This is a genomic window from Nonlabens ulvanivorans, assembly GCF_032922765.1.
Lineage (GTDB): Bacteria > Bacteroidota > Bacteroidia > Flavobacteriales > Flavobacteriaceae > Nonlabens > Nonlabens ulvanivorans.
The window spans coordinates 319,952-339,967 of sequence record NZ_CP136694.1 but is presented as its reverse complement, the minus strand read 5'-3'; the positions used below and the strand labels follow the sequence as shown (position 1 = coordinate 339,967).

The following is a 20,016-nucleotide window of genomic DNA, read 5'->3' as shown; positions in this document are numbered from 1 at the left end:
CTATTGAGTAAAGTGAAAGTTTTAATGTTACCTATTGTCCTTTAAAAAAAATGATAGTACTTAAAGTTTTAACGATGATTCTTAAGTCTAGGAATAAACTGCGATGTTTAATATAATAAAGATCATATTGTAACTTTCTTAGGCTGTCTAGCTCTGACTCTCCATATTTAGTTTTGACCTGTGCCCAACCAGTTAATCCTGGTTTTACGACATGTCTGGTTTCATAGAAAGGAATCTTTTCAGAAAGTTGTTTTACAAATACAGGCCTTTCTGGTCTAGGTCCAATAATACTCATTTCACCTTTTAAAATATTATAAAACTGGGGAAATTCATCAAGACGAGACTTTCTTAAAAACTTTCCAAAAACAGTAATTCTACTATCATTTTTAGTGGCAAATTGAGCTCCATCAACCTCAGCATTTTTGACCATTGTTCTAAATTTATAAATCTGGAAAGACTTACGATTTTTACCAACACGCTCTTGTTTATAAAACAACGGACCTCTATTACCCATTATATTACCGATAAAAATCAAAGGCAATAAAACTAGTCCAAAAATCAAACCTAATATGGAGCAAACGATGTCAAACAATCTATGATATACCATATAGAGTTTATTCTGATTGCTACGTGCAAATGGGAAGTATTTATAAAAATCTTTACCTACATATTGAACAGGCACTCGATCTGTAATCTCCTCATAAATCTGAGTATATTCTCTTACAGAAAAACCGTTTTCTACTAACTCGATAAGCCACTCATACAGCTCTGGCGTGATCCCTTCAACATTTGAAGAAGCTATAACAATTTCACTCACCTCTTGACCTTCTAATCTGTTTTTTGCTTCTGGTATCGTTAATATACTAATACGATCATCATAACCTATTTCAAGTTCTCGATCTGTATTAACATAACCTGCAATTTTATAATTAGGATCAGCTTCCTGTAGTGTTTCTGCTACTTGAGCAGCGTCTGTGGCATCTGCAATAATTAGTATGTTCTTATAAAATCTAGAACTAGAAAATAACTTAATGTAAAAGGCTCGCCAGATTAAAAGTGATAAAGTGATGGCTAGATAAAAATATAAAATCTGTAATCTATTCTCTGGTAAAGATGGTGTTAAGAAAGGTGTCAACAGGTAAATTAACGAAGTAATAGAACTGGTAAAAACCACACCTCTCAAAGTAGAAGTAATTCGACTAGCGCGTTGTAAATGATACAATTCAAAAACAGTCGCAAAGAACAATAAATATGCACCTAACAAAATAATCCAAGACCAATGTTCTTCATTAATTTTAAAATAATCAAAATTAAACACAGTACCTACTAGATGAAGCGCACCTAAAACGACGGCTACATCTATGATACGCAATAAAACCTTGCGTTCAGAGATTTCAAAATGTATAGAACCTGGTTGGGACATCGTTCAAATTAGGGCTCTAAAGATAAGATTACCCTTCAAATAATTGAAGCCATAATCCTTTAACTTTATCCCAGTTGAAATTTTCAGCAGTTGCCATGGCATTTTGAGCGATACTCGTAACTAAATGATTATTCTCTAACAAGTCATTAATATGGTTAGCCATTTCAACAGCCTTAAAAGGTGGCGTTAGAAATCCATTTTCACCATGTTTTATTAAGAATGGAATACCGCCTACATTTGTAGATATTACTGGCAATCCTAATGCCATGGCTTCAATGACACTTACTGGTAGATTATCAAAATTAGAGGTGTTTATAAATAGATCATAGTTTTTACTCAATGATATCCAATCTTCTTTATCAAGCAAACCAGTAAATTCTACCGATAAATTCTTTTGAGCTGCTATTGAAATACAATTCTTCATCGACCCATCCTTATCCGGTCCGACCATACATAATTTGGCATCGGGATAATTTTCAGATATCAAATCGAGAACTTCTAAAGCCATTTCAGGATTATAAATATCAGCAAAAGACCTAACCCATAATAATCTAGGTTGTATCTCAGATCTCAACTTAAATGAATATTTATTTAAATCGATATGATTAGGTATTTTAACAAGTTGTTTAAAATCCGCTTTCGCGAAAGCGTCTATCAAATAATCACTAGGACTCACCACAGTATGAGCATTATTAATAAAAGCTTGAATAGCTTTAGGATTTTTACTTAATCGATCTGGTAAGTTACCACCATGAAGTATAGGAATATATTTGATTTTTAAAGATTTACATAACCGCCCGATTGTTATAGCATACCAAAAATTACGAGTACTATAAGTGTCAATTAAGACATAATGTGCCCAGTTTCTACTTAAAAAAGTTAGACGCATCATATGTAATAATCTAGCATTGGTATTTTTTACGGAAGATGCGTATCTCAAATTAAAACCTTCTTTTTGAAGCAAAGGTCCAAGTATATCGATCGTTGTGGCAGTGCGTCCTTTACCAGCTAACTTATTCCCTATATACAGAATGTTTTTCATTAGACGAGAAGGGCATTATCTGTAATATTTACAGTTGATATTTTCTTTTTAATTTTCATAGGTCTAACATATAATAAAGCCATTCCATAGAAAAATGCTGGTGCTGCAATACGCATCGCACTATGATTTATAGTTGCTATCCAAAAAATTAAAAAAGCATAGAAGTAAATATTACCTCGATGAAAAAGCCTAAAAAACAATGGTGTAAATATTAAAACTAACAAAGAGAAAATCCCAATAGCTCCATGTTCTGAAAGTAATCTACTGGTTTCATTATGTGATGCAGCTATAATTCCATCTTTTTTTGCTCTATAATACTTTACCTGTCCAGCACCTATACCTGCAATAGGATTTTCAAAAAAAGCTTCTAATTCAATTGATATAAGCTCAGTACGTCCAGTTGACAAATCATCTTTAGCACGACCAGCAGCATCTTCATTTGCATAGCGCTTATCAATCAGCCCATTTGTTACTAGTGAGGTAAAACCCCAAGCCATTATTAAACCTAATCCAACAACCGCAAGCTTTGGAATAAAAGAAGCTCTGAATTCGCTTCTTTTTAAAAGAAACAAAGTTCCAATCACCGCTATAATCATTAAGAATGAGGTGTAAACGCCACCTCTGGAAAAAGTCACCCAAGCCCGATAAGTCATGGCTAGAAAGAGAACAATATCTAAAATATTAATCATTAAATTCTTAATACGTAAGAAACGAACAAAGGTGATAAACATACCTATCCCTAACACTGTAGCTACTTGATTAGGACCATATCCTCCAGATGTCGCAAAGTTTGAAGCCGTATTAGTTACCACATCTCTAATATCTGGCGTTACTAAGAATAAATACGTGGTTATCATAACTACAGGTCCCACACAAAGTTTTAATATTTGATCTAATCTCGTATTTGTAATTGACCTTTGATAACAGTAAATCGCAGTTATCCCTAAAGTTACTGGGCCACTTAAATTAAATGCTACAGCTTTACGCAAGCTTTCACCTAAAGGAATATTTCCAGCAGCAACAATTATACTAGGTATTAATAACAAAAGATAAAAAACATAGGGAATGGACTTTAATGAAAAACCTCTCATGATAATCCCCATAATCATAAAAACGATGACTAGGTATTTCATAAATTCATAAAAGATTAAGGCTTGATTCATCCTTAAGAAAACCTCTAAAGTCACTAAGTAAGCGCAGGCTAAAAGTGCTTCTTGACCTGAATCTTTTTGTAATAAAACCCTAAGTCCAAAATAAATAATGGAGGCATAAAAAAACAACGGAATCAAAAATGGTACTGTAATCATGAATATGGTCAAAATGATATGACCAGCAATCAATAACGGATATGGTAATTTCTCAAATTGAATCATTATAAGGAACTATAAAAAGTCTCTAACTTCTCGATGTAAGAAGCAGCTCCAAAGGTAGTCATTACATGTTGTTGGTAAGAGTGAGCCATTGATTTTGCTTCTTCAGGATTATCTATAAATTCTTGAATGGCTTGAGATAACGAATTGATATCTTGAGACGGTACTACCTTACCATAACTCAACACCACTTCTTTACAAGCTCCTACATCTGTTGTCACAACAGGTAAACCTGCAAGTCCATATTCTAGTATTGCCACCGGCAAACCTTCAGACTTTGAGGACAACACTCCTAAATCACATGCTTTTAGAATTGCAATCGTATCTTCTCGAGAACCTAACAAGTGTATGTGTTCATCTAATTTTAAGTCCTCTATTGTAGATTTAATGTTTCGAGCATAGTCATCTTGAAAATCCATTCCGACTAGTAATAGATTCCATCCGGTAGTATTTTTAGTTACTTCTTGAAATGCTTTAATTAAAGTTGTATGATCTTTTTGAGGCCTCAGATTTGCCAAATGTACTATTCGTTTACCTGATGAACCAGGTAACGGTTTTAATAGTTGCTGTTCTAGGGAATTAGAAACAAAATTTCTTAAATAAATAACTTTTGAAGGTTTCAAATTACGGATAGACCAATCTTTCAAAATTTGATTCACACTTATAATCCCATCAAAAAAACGTGAGGATTTCCTTAAGAAACCAACTTTACGATTATCTAGATCTTCAGCATTACCATAATGGTCATGCCATATAAACTTAACAGAAGGTATCCACCATTTTATAATTGTTGCTGTAAAAAATGATGTGCTATGCGCATGAACTGTATCAATATTATTTTTAACAATATAGGTTTTCAACTTGGTCATCGCCTTAATACCTAGCTTACCTTTTTTTTCTATAAATAGATAACCTACCTCATCATTAATTGTTTTTATAAGTAATCCTTCTCTTCTTGTAACACATATGTGCGATTCATGTCCTGCGATTTGCAATTCGTTTGCAATTTGCACCGCCATACGCTCAGCTCCACCAGCATCGAGACTATCTATGATTTGAATGATTCTCATGAACGAAGCAATTTAACTATTTCATCTTCAAACCTCTCTAATGTATAATCTTGTGACCACTCTTGTGCGTTTTGAGATAATAAATTGATGTCTTCTTGTTGATTTAAAAATTGTCTTATAATTTCAATGGTGTTGTCTATATCTGTGAAAATAATACCTCTAGAACCTAAACTTTTATTATCACTTACACCTAACATCCATGGGACACAACTTACTGCTGTCGCAATAGGAATGCAACCATACCACATAGATTCTGCAACAGCCTTGGGCCAGCCTTCACTTTGTGAGGCAAGAAATGAAAAATGCGCTTTTTTATAACCATTCTGAACTACTTCCTTAGGTTGATTACCATAGAAATAAAAAGTTTTTTCTGAGCCGTTTAAACTATTTACTTCAATTAATGAACTTTCATTTTTAAGCTTATCCATTAAAATACCATCTCCATAAAAATGAGCTTGAGATACTATTCCTTTATGATTCAATAGCTTAATAAGTTCGACTAATAATTGCGGATTCTTATTAGGAGAAAGTGTCCCTACAAAAATAAATTGTAGTGGTTCTTTAAACTCTTTTTTAAAGTATTTCTTATCCCTTTCTGAATAGGTTGCTGTAAAAAACGATTTGATATTTCTAGACTGACCACTCCATTTTCCATAAACTAATACATCGATATTTTTAGACAGACTAGTATTTGACAATATTCGCTTCTGCCATCTGTAAGAAAGAGGTTGAGATGCATTAGGACTAAAATTACCTGCGTACTTTATAGTTTTACGCTTTCGCGGAAGCGTAATTTGAACAATGCTGGCAAGTAAAGCCAAATTCCCTGGACATCTTACATGGATATGATCTGCTTTGCGCATGGCATTCCATAAAATAATAGTCTGATAAGGAATTGTGATTAACGAAATTAATGCCGAAATAATGTTATGAAACTCTAATCGCCTGAGGGAAGTTATTTTAAAATCTTGTTCTTGAAAAGGCTGTGTTAATAGTTTGCGTTGATATCGCGTAGGACATACAAATGAAATATCGCTAGCATGCTGCATCCATAAATCCATCTCACGAACATATGGTGCATATGCTTCTTTTTTATCTGAGAGACGCAAAATAGGAGCGTCTGATATAATGAGCAGTTTCATAAAATATAGTCGGCTGAGTCTTTATCACTAACTTTTATGGCTGGAACCCCTAAAACAGTTGTGCCTTCTGCCACATCTTTAATAACTAAACTGTTAGCACCTATAACCGCTTTATTGCCTACAATGATATTGCCAGCAATAGTAGCATTGGCTCCTATATATACGTGATCGCCTATGACTGGCACACCTCGATTTTCTCCACGACCGCTCACTCCTATCGTTACTCCTTGAGAGATATTACAGTTCACACCGATTACAGCATTGGCATTAATAATAATCCCTGAATGATGACCTATGTAAAAACCTTCTCCAATGGTTGCGCTATATGGAATGGTTATCCCTGTCAACACTTCAATACCTTTCAATTTAAGGACTCCTATCCCTAATAAAGGCCATTTTACTACTTTAGGCCATCTAGAAGTATAAATCCAATTGAAGAAACGATACTGTAGTAACGCCCATAATCCTTGCTGAGTCAACAACATGATTAATGCAGACTTACCACTGTAATCTGTATATCGTTTAATGTCTTTTGAAAACTTCATTAATTAGGTTTATTGAATAGCAAACTTAGGATCCCAACGGTTCTACCCATCGCCTCTGTAAAAGCTTCTTTACGTTCACTAGTAGTAAAGATATTGAGAAATCTAATAGCAGTAAGCAAAATGGTGATTTGATACCATTTCACTTTGTTTTTAAACGATGGATTGGGATGCTTAACACGCCACACATACCAGCCATTGCGCACTACCATTTTCCCATATCTATACTTATTAGGTCTTCCCGCTGCGTCGTGGTGGTGTTCTAATTGGGCTGCTGTATTTACATACAAATCTCCTATATGAGATAATCGCAATGTAAAATCTGCATCTTCATAAAGGCCGTAACCTTCAAAATATTCTGAAAACTTATGCTCTTTTAAAACAGCAAGAGGAAAACTAGAAACACCACCCATTAACTGTTCTACTTCATAAATTTTACCAGATGGAGGCAAGAAACTTATAGATCTACCATGGCCAAACTCTGGATAAACAGCAGGTTGTGTCGTTTGAGCCAGTCCTAATTTTCTTCTTAGTTTGTAACGACTACTCTCAACTCTCCTATAACCATCGTAATAATAGTAGTTTAAATCTGCTGGATTTTCTTTTGATGATTCTTCCCAAGAAACTTCGTTTGTAATGTAACCACCTACTCCTACTGCTTTTGGAAATCGAGAGTAGGTTCCCAAAAGTCTTTCAAAATAATCATCATTCAGAATCGTGTCGTCATCTAAGAAAGCGACAATATCCATATCACCTTGCACTCGTTCAATACCATAATTACGTTGTTTGGTAAGACCACGATGATCTGGCGGCACTTTGTGATATTTTATAATATTGTTTCCGCTTTCGCGAAAGCGAGATCCCGTATCATCATCTGTAGAACCATCGATAATTAAAATCTCATCAGGCACTTGAGTTTGCGACATGACAGACTCCAATAACCTATTTAGAGGTTCTGGCCGCATATAGGTGCATATGATGAGACTTAATTTATACTGTTGCATCTTCCACTAATTTTTGTGACCAATAGAGACTTTTACTCCACGCTTTTTTAAAGTATTTATAATAAGCGATAGGATTTTTAATGGAATAATCTCTATAGAACTTAATAAACAAGGTGACTTTAAATCCTCTCAGTTGTTGCAGAGTAGAATTCTTAGTACGATGATACATAATTTGTGGAGATGGTTTAGGTAAAACGACATCTCCTTCCCACGGAAAAACATGTGGTTTTCTAAATCCTCCTACAGGCGCCTTTAAATGTAACATTTGAATTTGAGGTGCATAAATAACGTCATAACCTGCATTACGTATTTGCATTCCATAATCCGTATCTTCTCCATAACCATGCTCAAGCGCAGCATCAAAAGAACACTTTTCTACAACTTCTCTATGAACAATGGAGCAACCTGAACCAAATGCGCTCCACTGACTAACTACTTTTCTATTCTCTTGCTCTCCTTTTTGAAGACATGAAAATGTCAGGACCTTTGTATCAGTTCTATTTAATTCTTCTATTATTTGAGTTGTAAAGTCAGTTGTAACACGCACATCATCATCAAAGAATAATACCCATGGAGCCTTAGTGCGCATAATCGCTTTATTCCTAGCATTACAGGCACCAGTTTGATGAATAAACTCATGTACAATTTCAAAAGGCCATTCTTCTGTTTTTAAATAATCTAGATCTGAACTAGAATTTGTATCTCCATTTTGTTCAAAAATAATTACCTTTTGTGGTCTAATAACCTGTTTACTTAGGTCCAGTAAAACATCTTTAAGATAAGTTACTCGACCCATTGTGGGAATAACAACGTCGTACTGTTTTTTTATATGATCACAATATAAATTATTATGAATTGATTCAAAATCCAGTGTTAGGCTTAATTGCTTTTTCAAGATTGCTTTCATTAAAGCATAGAAAGGAAAGCGCTGTTCATACCAAACGTGACAAAGTAGCAAGAAGAAAATCCATGATTTCTTTTTAGTTTGGGCTATAAAAGAATAAACGTCTGAATATTTCTTTTGTGTTGTTGATGCTGTAAGTTGAGAATAGCAAAATAATCCTTGAGATTGTACTGATTTTGTAAAAAGATTCAAATCATAAATCCATTTTCCTGAAGATTTAAAGGTCAACTCTTGTTGTAAAACGCTGGCATGAATTAATCCCATATCTTCACTCATCAACCAGGTAGGATACCATTGATCATCTACAAAGTTTATAAAAGGTGTATCCTCTACATAATCTATGGAGTTAGATAAAAAGGCAGGTACTGCTCCTCTACTCAATACTTTATATGGAACCGTTGCCTTTTGGACTAATTCATCCCAGTCTGATTCAGGACGCTTTCTAACAGTCCACCCTATATGCTCGTTAGGAAATTTGCGAGCAAGTTCTTGTAAATGTTCAAACGTAGATCCAGTTGATAATTCAATTTCATCTCCATTGAAATACCCTTTATCTAGTTTAGGATTACTATGCGTCACAATAATGATCATGATTCTAAAATTGATTGATAGAACTTCACATTTTCATCTACTAGATCATCTATATTAAATTTCGCCGTAACACTTTTAATGGCATTTCGACCTATACGGGTAACTTCATTTTTATCTCCTAAGAGTTTACAAATAATACTCACATAACTATCTATATCATCTGGATGGTGCATATAACCATCTTCTCCATCTTTTATGAGGTCTTTTGCCCAACCTATATTTGTATTTACTACTGCTTTCCCCATAGCCATAGATTCAATCGTTACCATACCCAGCGTTTCGGCTAGGGATGGAAATACGCATACATGTGCGTTTTTAATACTGTTTTGCACATGAGCATAGGGTACTTTACCTAAATAGTTTATTTTTTCAAGTACATGTGCCTGAGTTTGACCTTGTATTAATTTCCAAGTTGAAGTGGCGCCTGTTTTCACATCATTACTATCACCACCGATAAAAGTAAGCCTAGCCTGTGGAAATTGTTCTAACACTTTCTCAAATACCTGAACAAGTTGGAAAACTCCTTTTTTACGAATTATGGTTCCTACATTAAGAATAGTAAAAGGCTCATAAATTGAAATATCATTATTTACAAACTGGCTTAAATCTAGTCCGTATGGGATTACCTTAAGTAATTCCATTGATTGATTAAACAGTTTAATAGAAGTCACTCCTGCATAATTAGTAGGTGCTATAAAAGCTTGAGCCTTTGAAATAGCATTAAACTCAAAGAATTTATTCTTTTTCTTTTGAGCTCTTTTCTCAATATGACAGAAGTATGTATCGCTACCATGAAAACGTATTACTAATGGCGTTTTTAAATTCATGAAGGCAGTAATTCCTGTCCAGTCTGGTGCCTCTAAAAGGTCTACGTCCTTAAGATGTTTATTAATATATTTCTCAATGTGTTTACGGTAAAAATAAAAGCCACCGATTTTATAGTTTTTTTGAGAGACAAGATGATAATGAATGCCAAGCTCATTAAACACCTCATCACGCTCTTGACCATATACAATCACACTTACCTCATGTTCCTTTTGAATTAATCGAGTTACTAAATTCTTAATACTCGTCCCCATACCGCCAGAGTGACTGGTTTTTCGATGTGGATATTCTGGTGTAAGAAAAGCAATATGCATTATAAATTAAAATCTTTAATGAGTTGTCTAGTAAAAATTTGTGCACCCTGGAAATTCATATGCGTACAATTTGCAAAGTAATCTTCATTTTTATAAAAAGAGGCGTAATTGATATAATCTTTATAGTCATCCTTAAATTTATTGAAGGCAAATGTATTCTTCATTTTAGCACAATAAGGTGATGTATAAAAATGAATACTTGCCTGATCTTGAATAGCATCTTCTTTTAGGTATTTCACATATTTGTTTTTTAATCCAGACAGCACAATTTGATTAGCATAATTATCCCCTACACCATATTGCGGAATAAACCCTAGACTAACATCGTCACGCTTATTTTTATACAGTTGCGCAAAACATGCTCTCATACCATATAAATAATCATACTTAGCATATTGATAGAATGGAATATTCTTTTCGGACCAGGATAGTTTTAATTCTACATCTTTCATTTGAATACTGGAATCTATAAATGGAACTAATGAGGCCTTAAAGCTTTTAGTCATAGTTTCATTTTTCACCGATGCATCAAGTTGAATAAATAGATGACTATAGGTTAGTCCGTTTTCTTTTAGTAAACTAAGCAACACATAGGAATCTTGATAGGAGCTACCACTCACCCCAAAATTCTCACAAGTTTTACCCGTTCTTTTTTCAATGATAGAGCAATCTATATAGTTTTCAACTCTTGAATTACCTAGAAATAAGTAATCTACGTGACCTTGTTTTTGCTTTATAGCCAGTTGCACTTTATCTCTTGGACTAGTGTTGAGGAATATATAATCATAAATGTAATCAGCAGCTAAGAAGATAATTCCTAGAATCAACAACATCCATAAGATATATTTAGAAAAACGGCTCATTAGAATTGAAAATATATAAAATCTTGATGTTTTGAATAAACACCTAGAGTAAGTAACATAATAAGTATTCCTGCGATTTTAAACCACTTCCACCTACCCGTAAAAGGATGTTCTTGATTTCTATGAAACCATTCTATTAATATAAATATTAATAGAATCAATAACATTTCCACGTTGTAGCGTTCTATATTTAAATACTGGATGTTAAAATTAAAATCCGCTACTATTTTGTTGAGATAATTAAAAGCTTCTGTAATACTATTAGCACGGAAAAATACCCAAGCTAAACAAGCTAAACTAAAAGTAGTCAACATCTGGGTAAATTCTTTTAAACTAGGCAAAATTCTATTTTCGCTTACTTGGTTTACATTTTTTCTGTTTCTATCAAGTAATAGAATTGGAATAAAAAATATAGCATGTAAAAATCCCCAAAACACAAATGTCCAATTAGCTCCATGCCAAAAGCCACTTACCATAAATATAATGAGCACATTGCGTAGTTGCGCCCATTTAGATCCTCTAGAACCACCTAATGGTATGTAGACATAGTCCCTAAACCAAGTAGATAATGAGATATGCCAGCGCCTCCAGAACTCTGCCATGTCTCTTGAAAAATATGGATAATTAAAATTACGCATTAAGTCAAACCCCAACAATCTAGCAGTCCCTATTGCTATGTTTGAGTAACCTGCAAAATCTCCATAAATCTGAAATGCAAAGTATACAGCTCCTAAAATAAGACTTAAACTGTTCATGCTTTCATAATTATCAAAAATGCTATTTACATAAGGTGCACAACTATCTGCTATCACAATTTTTTGAAAAAGTCCCCAAAGAATTAAGTTAACTCCAGAGATTCCTTGCTCTTCATTAAACACCCGTCCTTTAGAAAATTGAGGTAATAAATTTGTAGCTCGTTCAATAGGTCCAGCTACTAATTGTGGAAAAAAAGCAACGTAAGCTGCAAAATTGATAAAGTTTCTTGACGGCTTCAATTTCTCTCTATAAACATCTATAGTGTAACTAAGCGTTTGAAACGTATAAAAAGAAATTCCTACCGGTAGTATTATATTCAAGGTACTACGGTGTATTTCTACACCTAAGGATTCAAAAGCATCTACCCAGGAGTCTACAAAGAAGTTATAGTATTTAAAGAAACCTAACAGCCCTAAATTCACTACTAATGATATGAAGAGCAGCGCCTTTTTTCTTGACTTTGAGTTCGACTCATCAATGGTGAGTCCTATAAAATAATCTACAACTGTACTAAAAGCAATTAAAGCTAGAAATCGATAATCCCACCAGCCATAAAAAAGATAACTAGCTAGCAGAATAAAGGCGTTCTGTAGTTTTAAACTACGGTTTACCACGAACCAGTAGATTAAAAAACATAGCGGTAAAAAAATTAGAAATTCTACGGAATTAAAAAACATGTTTTAAAACTGCTTAAATTGTGATATCAACTTTTTAGTGAAGATTTTAGAGCCCGTCGCATTCAAATGAAAAGAATCGTAATAGTTCTTTAAATCGTCACCGATTTCATCATTTCTTAAATCGATAAATTTTATATTCTCAATACCTATAATTTTAGACTTAATAATTTCTTTAACCGACTGGGCAAGCTCTTCATTTAATTTTCTTCTTACCTCATATTCTGGCGCCCAAATAATGTAAACAACAGTATTATTGAATCGTTCTTGTTGGTAATATTTTATAGTTTCTTCCAACCCATATATCATATCAACAGAGGCAGAATTATTTAATCGAGCTAGATTATAAGTATCTGGTTTATAACTCTTATCTACAGAATGATAACCTTTCGTTTTGCGTAAATAATTAGGTTCTAAACATAATAAATTTAAAATACTTAGTTTCAACCTTCTACTATCAATTGAATATTTTGAAATTCCTTTGAATCTAAAGTCTTTAAGACTTCCTGATAATCTTTTATCGATTTCTAAATAGTTAGAAGAATTAATGGAAGTAATAAATTGTTGCTCAAACGGAATGACTTCACTTTTTGACAAATGAGCTAAATCTATATTTTGAAAAATAACTGTTGGCACCTTGTTGCTTATCAAGTAAGCGTTCATTTTAGCCTGCTGTAAATTATATGAGCCAGCATTAAAACTTAGGTTGAAACTAGAAATACCTAACTCTTTTTCTATCATCATTGCGTCATAGCTAACCACACCTCTAGAACTACCCATTACAATTAAATCTGTATTAATTTTACCATTTACAAGATCTTGCCATTCTGCGTAAACACTTCCTTCTAGACTATGAAGCCCGTAATCTATAACAGGTTCTAAACCATAACCCACAATTATAAGGACAAGAAAAAAAATTGATATATGATTAAAAAATTTCTTCAAGTAACTATTTTATTAATCCCATCCCATATACGTTCACTCGCTTTTTCTGGAGATTCAGGTTTATTAACTATTCCATACCACTTTTTAGTAATAGGTACTGGATCTAAATCACCATCCAGCAGTCCTTTAATTCCATCATATATTTCTGACTTATTCATCGCCCAAATGACCGATGTATCATAATCTGGCATAGAACGGAAGTGGACATACTTATAATTTTGTCCTATATCACGTATTCCTTTTTTGAGTTGCGGTTGCTCATAGTTAGGATAAATAGTGGGCTTACCGTGCGCCACAAAATCAAACACCATACTAGAGCAAATGTTAACCACAAGTTCACTGTGGTGACAAGTATTCACTAATAATGTAAAATCATCTTTGGTAGGCATTATTTGATTCCACTGGCTTCCCATAGGTTTCCATAAAGGATCTATAGGTGTAATGACATCTTTATATTCTTCAAGTACCTTATCATAACGACCCGAAAAGTCTATAGGTACTTTACGATAAATAATCGCCACATCTCGACCTTCTTCACGCAGCTTACGTATGGCGATAGCTGTATCTTCTAAATAATATTGGTCTAGCGGAGATGTCGTCTGATCATCTCCTGAAAAACAGATGTATTTAGTGTCTTCATTTAAACCATGACCTTCACAAAAACGCTTTCGCGAAAGCAATATAGAAGCATCATAATGAGGCTCAAATTGAGGTGTTCCTGTAACAAATATTTGTTTTTCTCTGGTTTTAGGGTAATATTCTAGCAGTTGCGATTTCATCAAATCTGACCAAACAAAATAATAATCAGTTTCAATGGTAGTCATTCCTTTAGGTAGATTATCCCAACTGTAAATCCAGCACGCAGTTTTAATCCCAAGATCTTTTGCAGCAAGTATAGGTGCTATAGCTTGTGTTGCTCGTTGAGTGGTGCAAAAAACCAGATTTGGTCGGTGTTCTTCCAGTTGTGCCTTAACTTCTTGATACCGTTGTGTAGAACGTTCGGCAGCATTCATGTCATCCATTAAGCGTTTCCAGCCTTTAGGTGTAGCGCTAAAGGTTTCATGAAACTTTACAAAAGAACTTTTAGCTATATTCTTAATACCATTCCATCTTAGTGGAAATCTGTAGGTAGGATACACCTTATCCTTAGTCCGCTTTCGCGAAAGCGATAACTCCACTCTTTTACGAGCATGATTGATTACCGGTGTTTTAGGATGTATTCTAGTACTTTCTATCTTTAATTCTGGATAGCCCAACTCTTTTTCAAGAGAAAAAACAGTATTATTCCAATATGTAATATCAAAGCCTTGTTGCTCACCGATTTCTTTGAATTGAGTAAACGCAAAATTGCGTAGTCCTACTCCATCTGGGAAAAGAATGAATATTTTTGACTTTTTAGAATTATAAATTGACACAGTGCGGTTGTATTTTTCAAGTTCGAATTTAAATTCGAGTTCGATTTAAGCTTTACGGAATTTCAACTTATCACGTTGCACTTGCTCAATAGGTAAAATGTCTGTCGCTTTATAATCTAATGCTTGATAAACGGCTTTTAAATCACGAGCTAATTTTCTCATTCCTGCTGGTTCTAGAGATGCGCTATGATCGGTTCCTTTCCACGTTCTATCAAGTGTGTAGTGACGTTCTACCACATTTGCTCCTAGAGTATATGCGGCAACATCTACAGCAATTCCTAAATGATGACCAGAAAACCCAATTGTTTTAACGCGATCACCATATTTTTGAATCATGGTGGTGATATCTAGTAAACACACATCGGGAAATGGTACTGGATAACCTGAAGTACAATTGTAAAGCACAAGATCTTTTGCACGATGATGCTTTTCAAAAAACGCTACGAGTTCTTCCACCTCATCCTTAGTAGTCATTCCTGTAGAACAGTGAATTTCTCCTTTATAGTTTTCACACAACCAGCCTAGCATTTCGTAGTGATTGTTACAAGCACTAGGAATTTTAATAAAATCAGGATTTAGACCTGCTATTTCTTTAGCACTGGTAACATCCCATACACTTGTGGAATAAGTAATACCAACCTCTTCACAATAGGCTTTCAATTCTGCATGCTGATTGACATCAAATTCTAAAAATTCTCGATGCGCTCCATAAGTATCTCCATATGAGTTTACTGGATTAGGATGCGGTGCCTCGTATTGTTCTTTAGTTAACAATTCTATGTTATGACGTTTTTGAAACTTTACCGCATCTACTTTACAAAAAATGGCAGCTACTTTGATCAACTCTTTTGCGATTTCCATATCGCCTTTATGGTTTCCACCTATCTCTGCAATGGTATATGGTGCTTTATAATGACTCATATCGGTTGTTATATTTTATAATAAATTCTGTAGCCTCACGGATGGCTCCTTCGGCGCTATTGTTTTGCAGAATGACATCTGCGTGATTTTTTATAGGTTGTGTTGCATTTGCTGGAGTAAATGACCAGCCAGCGGCACAAATATTTGCCATATCGTTAACGTCATCACCGATGTAGGCAATGTTAGAGAATGATAAGTTCCTGTCAGTTACTATCCTGGAGAGCAAACTGTATTTATCTTTTACACCTAGATAAACGTCTTTAATTTTTAATTTCTTCATTCGGCTTGCGACTATTTGAGAATCCTCAGAAGTCATGACCATTACCTCTACTCCATACTGACGTAGAATTTCTAGGCCCATTCCGTCACGCATGTCAAATTTTTTCATCAGCTCACCATCTGCACCGTAATAAATACAACCATCTGTAAAGACGCCATCTACATCCAGAATTAAATGAGTGATGCGGTTGCTTTGTTTCTTTGATTTTAATCGAGCTGCTAATAATTCTTCAACTATTTTCCAGTCGGTTAAAGAATCAATCTCTGTAAGACTGTCCTCAGGCATAGGGACAGTTGCTATATTACCGCTTATTCTATTCTTGCTTTCGCGTAAAGCGGAATCAGTAGTCACATAACAAGCACCGTTTTCAATTAATAGTCCTTCGAAATCCTGTCTACGAGGTCTATTAAAAATATCATAGTTTTTAGGAGTACCGTCTGCATGCCAGGTGAATCGATGTGAATTTACGACGGTTAAGGCACTGTCATAATTCTTACCATTTACAACGGCATCTAGACAGTTGTTGACATCAACAGCAGTGGTAAAAGGTGAAGTCGCTTGAAGTAAACAGAATAAATCAAATGTGGAATCAATGCTGTTTACAAATTCCATCATTGCTAGTTCTGTACTTGCGGTATCTGTAGCGCTGGCATCGCTGCGTTTTATCGCTTTTACCTTAGTAGTCCAATGGTACTCTTTATCTATAAAAGATAGTATGTCTTGATCATCTGTATAAACGTAAATCTCGTCGAGATTTGAGGCAATGGCTTCACCAAGTGTCCAGCAAAAAAGAGGTCTTCCTAAAAGCTTCTTTTTGTTTTTACCTGGTATGCCTTTTGAGCCTGCGCGTAATGGGATAAATCCTATGGATTTCATAGATATAGGGTTGTGAGCAAATTTAAGGAATCAAGACGATAACCTTAATATAATTTAATATAATCAACAGTTAATCGAAGTATAGGCTTTTAAGACTTGTTGTGTAATTTTATAATGACTAAGCATAGGTAAAACATGAGTTGTATTATGAGCTACTCCAACTTCTAAAAGAGTTTTATTAGAAATTGCTTTATGAATAATTGCTTGAATATGTTCTACATCTTCACATTCTTCTATAAGCAATCCATTTGCGCCATTTTCTATAAGCTCAGCTGTAGCTCCACCAGGATTAGATTGAATAGGGAAAGCCCCAGAACAAATAGCTTCTAGTAGCGTATTAGGCATTCCATCGCTGTTTGAATTCCCAATATAAATTAAGGATTCCCCAAAAAGCTCCAGTATTTGGTCGTGATTTAAAATCCCTTTTATAGTTAGGTTTTTAATCTGATCTGTCTCAAAGTTTAAAATTAGAGAATTAGTAGCTCCAAAAACAATAACTTCTAAATGGTCGATATGTTCCCCAAGTTGCTCTAATGCTTTTAATACCTGTAGGGCTCTTCCCGAGCGATTATGATTTCCTTTAACAGCAATGATTTCACGATTTTCAAAAGGGATTTTATAGTTCTCAATTAATTCCAAATCAAAACCACCGCCACCAGGAAAGACTCCTAAATGAGTTCCATTAAAACCTAGTTCATTTCCTATTTGTTGATCGCGCTTACAGTCTGCAAACATATAATTTACTCGTGGCAACACGGCTTGAATGCTTTTTAGGTAATCTGGTTTGTTTTTATAGTAAAACAAATCACTTCCCCATGATGAGTACGCCCAAGGAATCTTGTTCTTAAGCATAACAGAAAGTATAGGTGATGCACTTATATACAATGCAAAACTATGCACCATATCTGGTTTGATTTCTTGTAACGCTTTCGCGAAAGCGTCTTCCACATGATTATCGAATTTATGAACGAGCGCATTGAATAATTTAGGGAGCTTACTTTTTAGAAAAGTACGACCACGTTTTTTGAGAAATCCTTTTTTCCATCCCGTGATTTGAGTCAGCCAGCTCATAGATGGTGCATAACCTTGATCCAACACATCAAACCAGTAAACGTCAAATTCACTATCTCGCAACTGGTCAGACCAACGACGGAAGTGAATAGAGTTCATTGAAACGAGGAGAATCTTCATCTTTTTATTAATGTTTTAAAATATCTTTTAAAAATTCTACCAGACTGATTTAGATTATTAAAAAATAAGAGAATGAATAACTTAAAAGAATTTAAAAAATAATAATGTTGATTATAATTCCCCATTAAAAGATAGTTTCTCTCAAAAATCTGATTTATTAAGACTGCATCCCAATCGTGTTTCAAATGATTCTTCATCAGGTTTTCATAAATATACAAGTCTGCTTTTAAAAATTTAATATCACTTGTTGCTGTTTTTTTTGTGACTCCTATAGACTTTCTATAAACCGTTGTGACTTTATTTAGCACTCTTATATCTTGACCATTTTCTACAGATAATAAATATAAAGGCCAGTCACCATAAGAACTCTTCATTAACCATTGAGGTAAATTAACGTGTTTATTTCTCATAACTACTGTAGATGCAAGAAGCATATTTGAAGCGATTAAGTCTTCATAGTTATAACTTTTAACTTGTTCTACTTGTGGTGGTTCTTTCCACTTGTTATCAGGAAACAAAATTGAGGCTTGAGTTCCTAAAATGTCTGTTGTTCTATGTGTTTTGAGGTAATCTATTTGAGTAGCTAATTTCTCTCTATCTATCCAGTAGTCATCTCCATCGCAAAATGCAATAAACTCTTTATCGCATTTACTTATGGCATCTATGAAATTGGGTAATATTCCTATGTTCTTATCCCTTAAAATAAGATCAATAGCTGGATATTTTTCCTGATATTTTTTTAAGATATAATGTGTATCATCTTGTGAACCGTCATCACAAACTAAAATCCTAAAACTAAAATCAGTTTCTTGATTCAAAATACCGTCCAAGGTTTGTTGAATAAACTGCTCTTGATTATAAGTAAGAACAACGACGGTAAGAAGCTCATCTTTAGAACATATCATTGCGCTACTTCTTTTTAATTAAGTTATGTATTCCAATAATAACTAAAACATACTTAAGAATAACCCTAGGTTTCAATTGAAATAGATTTTTTAAACTCCCTAACTTAATCTCTTTCATTAATTCAACACGATCCCTATTGTTTTTAACAAAATAAGCGCGATTAATAAATGAAGTGTTATGCCCCTTTAAATAATGTTGCAACCATGATTCAGGTAGTTTATTTCTTTCTGCAAATTGCTCTCTACATAGTAAAGAATCTTTTTTGATTTTAATAAACTTCTCAGCCTTATTAGAATGGCTTGCACTATCTTCCAATATCCTGTATACAGACATAGGTTGATCAATGTAATGAAAATCACCTAATAAAGTTGCTTCAAGAAAAATTCTAGTATCTGCTATGATGGCATTTTTTAATTCATGTTTGATACAATCAATAATATTAAATAGTACCTGTGAAGGATACACTGAGGTAGCAAATTCTACAAATTTTGAATCAAGCATTCGTCTAGCGTTTGCTTTTTTGCTTGTTAAAGGTTTGCGAAGTGGATGATCTGATAGCGTACCACTGGAATTATTTAAAAATAAAGAATGAGTATATGATAAGCTGTACTGCGGGTTTTGAGCTAAAAAATCGACTTGTTGCTCTATTTTGGAGTTGTCCATCCAGTAGTCATCACCTTCACACATAGCGATAAAATCTCCAGTACACTTTTTAATGGCAAATAATAAATTTTCCATCGCACCTACATTAGTAGCATGCCTATAATATTTGATATGGATTTGAGAAGTGTTATTTACCATAAATTGATTCACAATACTTTCAGTAGCATCAGGTGATGTATCATCTGCTATGATTAATTCTATCTCGTGATTCGTTTCTTGGGAAAGCACTCCTTCAATTGCCTGGCCTATATATGAAGCATGACCATAAGTAATCATACATACAGAAACCTTCATAATTC

General features: G+C 34.1%; 18 protein-coding genes. All 18 read right to left on the bottom strand.

Going from position 1 to position 20,016, the window contains the following annotated elements:
- Positions 1-31: 31 nt before the first annotated feature.
- On the bottom strand, positions 32-1,423 hold the full coding sequence (locus R1T42_RS01475) for a sugar transferase (protein ID WP_317291018.1): 1,392 nt from the start codon (positions 1,421-1,423) through the stop codon (positions 32-34).
- A 28-nt stretch (positions 1,424-1,451) separates the two neighbouring features.
- Entirely contained in the window at positions 1,452-2,465 is a 1,014-nt protein-coding gene (locus tag R1T42_RS01470) for a glycosyltransferase family 4 protein (protein ID WP_317291017.1), read from the bottom strand.
- On the bottom strand, positions 2,465-3,838 hold the full coding sequence (locus R1T42_RS01465) for an O-antigen ligase family protein (protein WP_317291016.1): 1,374 nt from the start codon (positions 3,836-3,838) through the stop codon (positions 2,465-2,467). The genes R1T42_RS01470 and R1T42_RS01465 overlap by 1 nt, the downstream gene beginning before the upstream one ends.
- Positions 3,838-4,905 (bottom strand): glycosyltransferase, encoded by a 1,068-nt coding sequence (locus R1T42_RS01460; RefSeq protein WP_317291015.1) that lies wholly within the window; start codon positions 4,903-4,905, stop codon positions 3,838-3,840. Before R1T42_RS01460 ends, R1T42_RS01465 begins: the two co-directional genes overlap by 1 nt.
- Positions 4,902-6,047 (bottom strand): glycosyltransferase, encoded by a 1,146-nt coding sequence (locus R1T42_RS01455; protein WP_317291014.1) that lies wholly within the window; start codon positions 6,045-6,047, stop codon positions 4,902-4,904. Before R1T42_RS01455 ends, R1T42_RS01460 begins: the two co-directional genes overlap by 4 nt.
- Entirely contained in the window at positions 6,044-6,592 is a 549-nt protein-coding gene (locus R1T42_RS01450; RefSeq protein ID WP_317291013.1) for a serine O-acetyltransferase, read from the bottom strand. Before R1T42_RS01450 ends, R1T42_RS01455 begins: the two co-directional genes overlap by 4 nt.
- The gene (locus R1T42_RS01445; protein ID WP_317291012.1) at positions 6,592-7,593 is read right to left on the bottom strand and encodes a glycosyltransferase family 2 protein; all 1,002 of its coding nucleotides are present in this window, start codon (positions 7,591-7,593) and stop codon (positions 6,592-6,594) included. Before R1T42_RS01445 ends, R1T42_RS01450 begins: the two co-directional genes overlap by 1 nt.
- Positions 7,580-9,088, bottom strand: coding sequence for a glycosyltransferase family 2 protein (locus R1T42_RS01440; RefSeq protein ID WP_317291011.1), 1,509 nt, complete (start codon positions 9,086-9,088; stop codon positions 7,580-7,582). The genes R1T42_RS01445 and R1T42_RS01440 overlap by 14 nt, the downstream gene beginning before the upstream one ends.
- On the bottom strand, positions 9,085-10,227 hold the full coding sequence (locus R1T42_RS01435) for a glycosyltransferase family 4 protein (protein WP_317291010.1): 1,143 nt from the start codon (positions 10,225-10,227) through the stop codon (positions 9,085-9,087). Before R1T42_RS01435 ends, R1T42_RS01440 begins: the two co-directional genes overlap by 4 nt.
- Positions 10,227-11,090, bottom strand: coding sequence for a hypothetical protein (locus tag R1T42_RS01430; RefSeq protein ID WP_317291009.1), 864 nt, complete (start codon positions 11,088-11,090; stop codon positions 10,227-10,229). Before R1T42_RS01430 ends, R1T42_RS01435 begins: the two co-directional genes overlap by 1 nt.
- A complete protein-coding gene (locus tag R1T42_RS01425; RefSeq protein WP_317291008.1) occupies positions 11,090-12,523 on the bottom strand; it encodes an MBOAT family O-acyltransferase in 1,434 nt (477 codons plus the stop codon). The genes R1T42_RS01430 and R1T42_RS01425 overlap by 1 nt, the downstream gene beginning before the upstream one ends.
- Before the next feature lie 3 nt (positions 12,524-12,526).
- Positions 12,527-13,465: a hypothetical protein gene (locus R1T42_RS01420; protein WP_317291007.1), complete on the bottom strand. Its 939-nt coding sequence runs from the start codon at positions 13,463-13,465 to the stop codon at positions 12,527-12,529.
- On the bottom strand, positions 13,462-14,880 hold the full coding sequence (locus tag R1T42_RS01415; protein ID WP_317291006.1) for a glycosyltransferase family protein: 1,419 nt from the start codon (positions 14,878-14,880) through the stop codon (positions 13,462-13,464). Before R1T42_RS01415 ends, R1T42_RS01420 begins: the two co-directional genes overlap by 4 nt.
- A 45-nt stretch (positions 14,881-14,925) precedes the next feature.
- Complete coding sequence (locus tag R1T42_RS01410; RefSeq protein ID WP_317291005.1) at positions 14,926-15,801, bottom strand: N-acetylneuraminate synthase family protein; 876 nt, start codon at positions 15,799-15,801, stop codon at positions 14,926-14,928.
- Positions 15,788-16,957, bottom strand: a complete 1,170-nt coding sequence (locus R1T42_RS01405) for a cytidylyltransferase domain-containing protein (RefSeq protein WP_317291004.1) — start codon at positions 16,955-16,957, stop codon at positions 15,788-15,790. The genes R1T42_RS01410 and R1T42_RS01405 overlap by 14 nt, the downstream gene beginning before the upstream one ends.
- 63 nt (positions 16,958-17,020) lie before the next feature.
- Entirely contained in the window at positions 17,021-18,148 is a 1,128-nt protein-coding gene (locus R1T42_RS01400; protein ID WP_317291003.1) for a glycosyltransferase, read from the bottom strand.
- The gene (locus R1T42_RS01395) at positions 18,145-19,053 is read right to left on the bottom strand and encodes a glycosyltransferase (protein WP_317291002.1); all 909 of its coding nucleotides are present in this window, start codon (positions 19,051-19,053) and stop codon (positions 18,145-18,147) included. The genes R1T42_RS01400 and R1T42_RS01395 overlap by 4 nt, the downstream gene beginning before the upstream one ends.
- Positions 19,054-19,057: 4 nt before the next feature.
- A complete protein-coding gene (locus tag R1T42_RS01390) occupies positions 19,058-20,011 on the bottom strand; it encodes a glycosyltransferase family 2 protein (RefSeq protein ID WP_317291001.1) in 954 nt (317 codons plus the stop codon).
- Between the last annotated feature and the right edge of the window lie 5 nt (positions 20,012-20,016).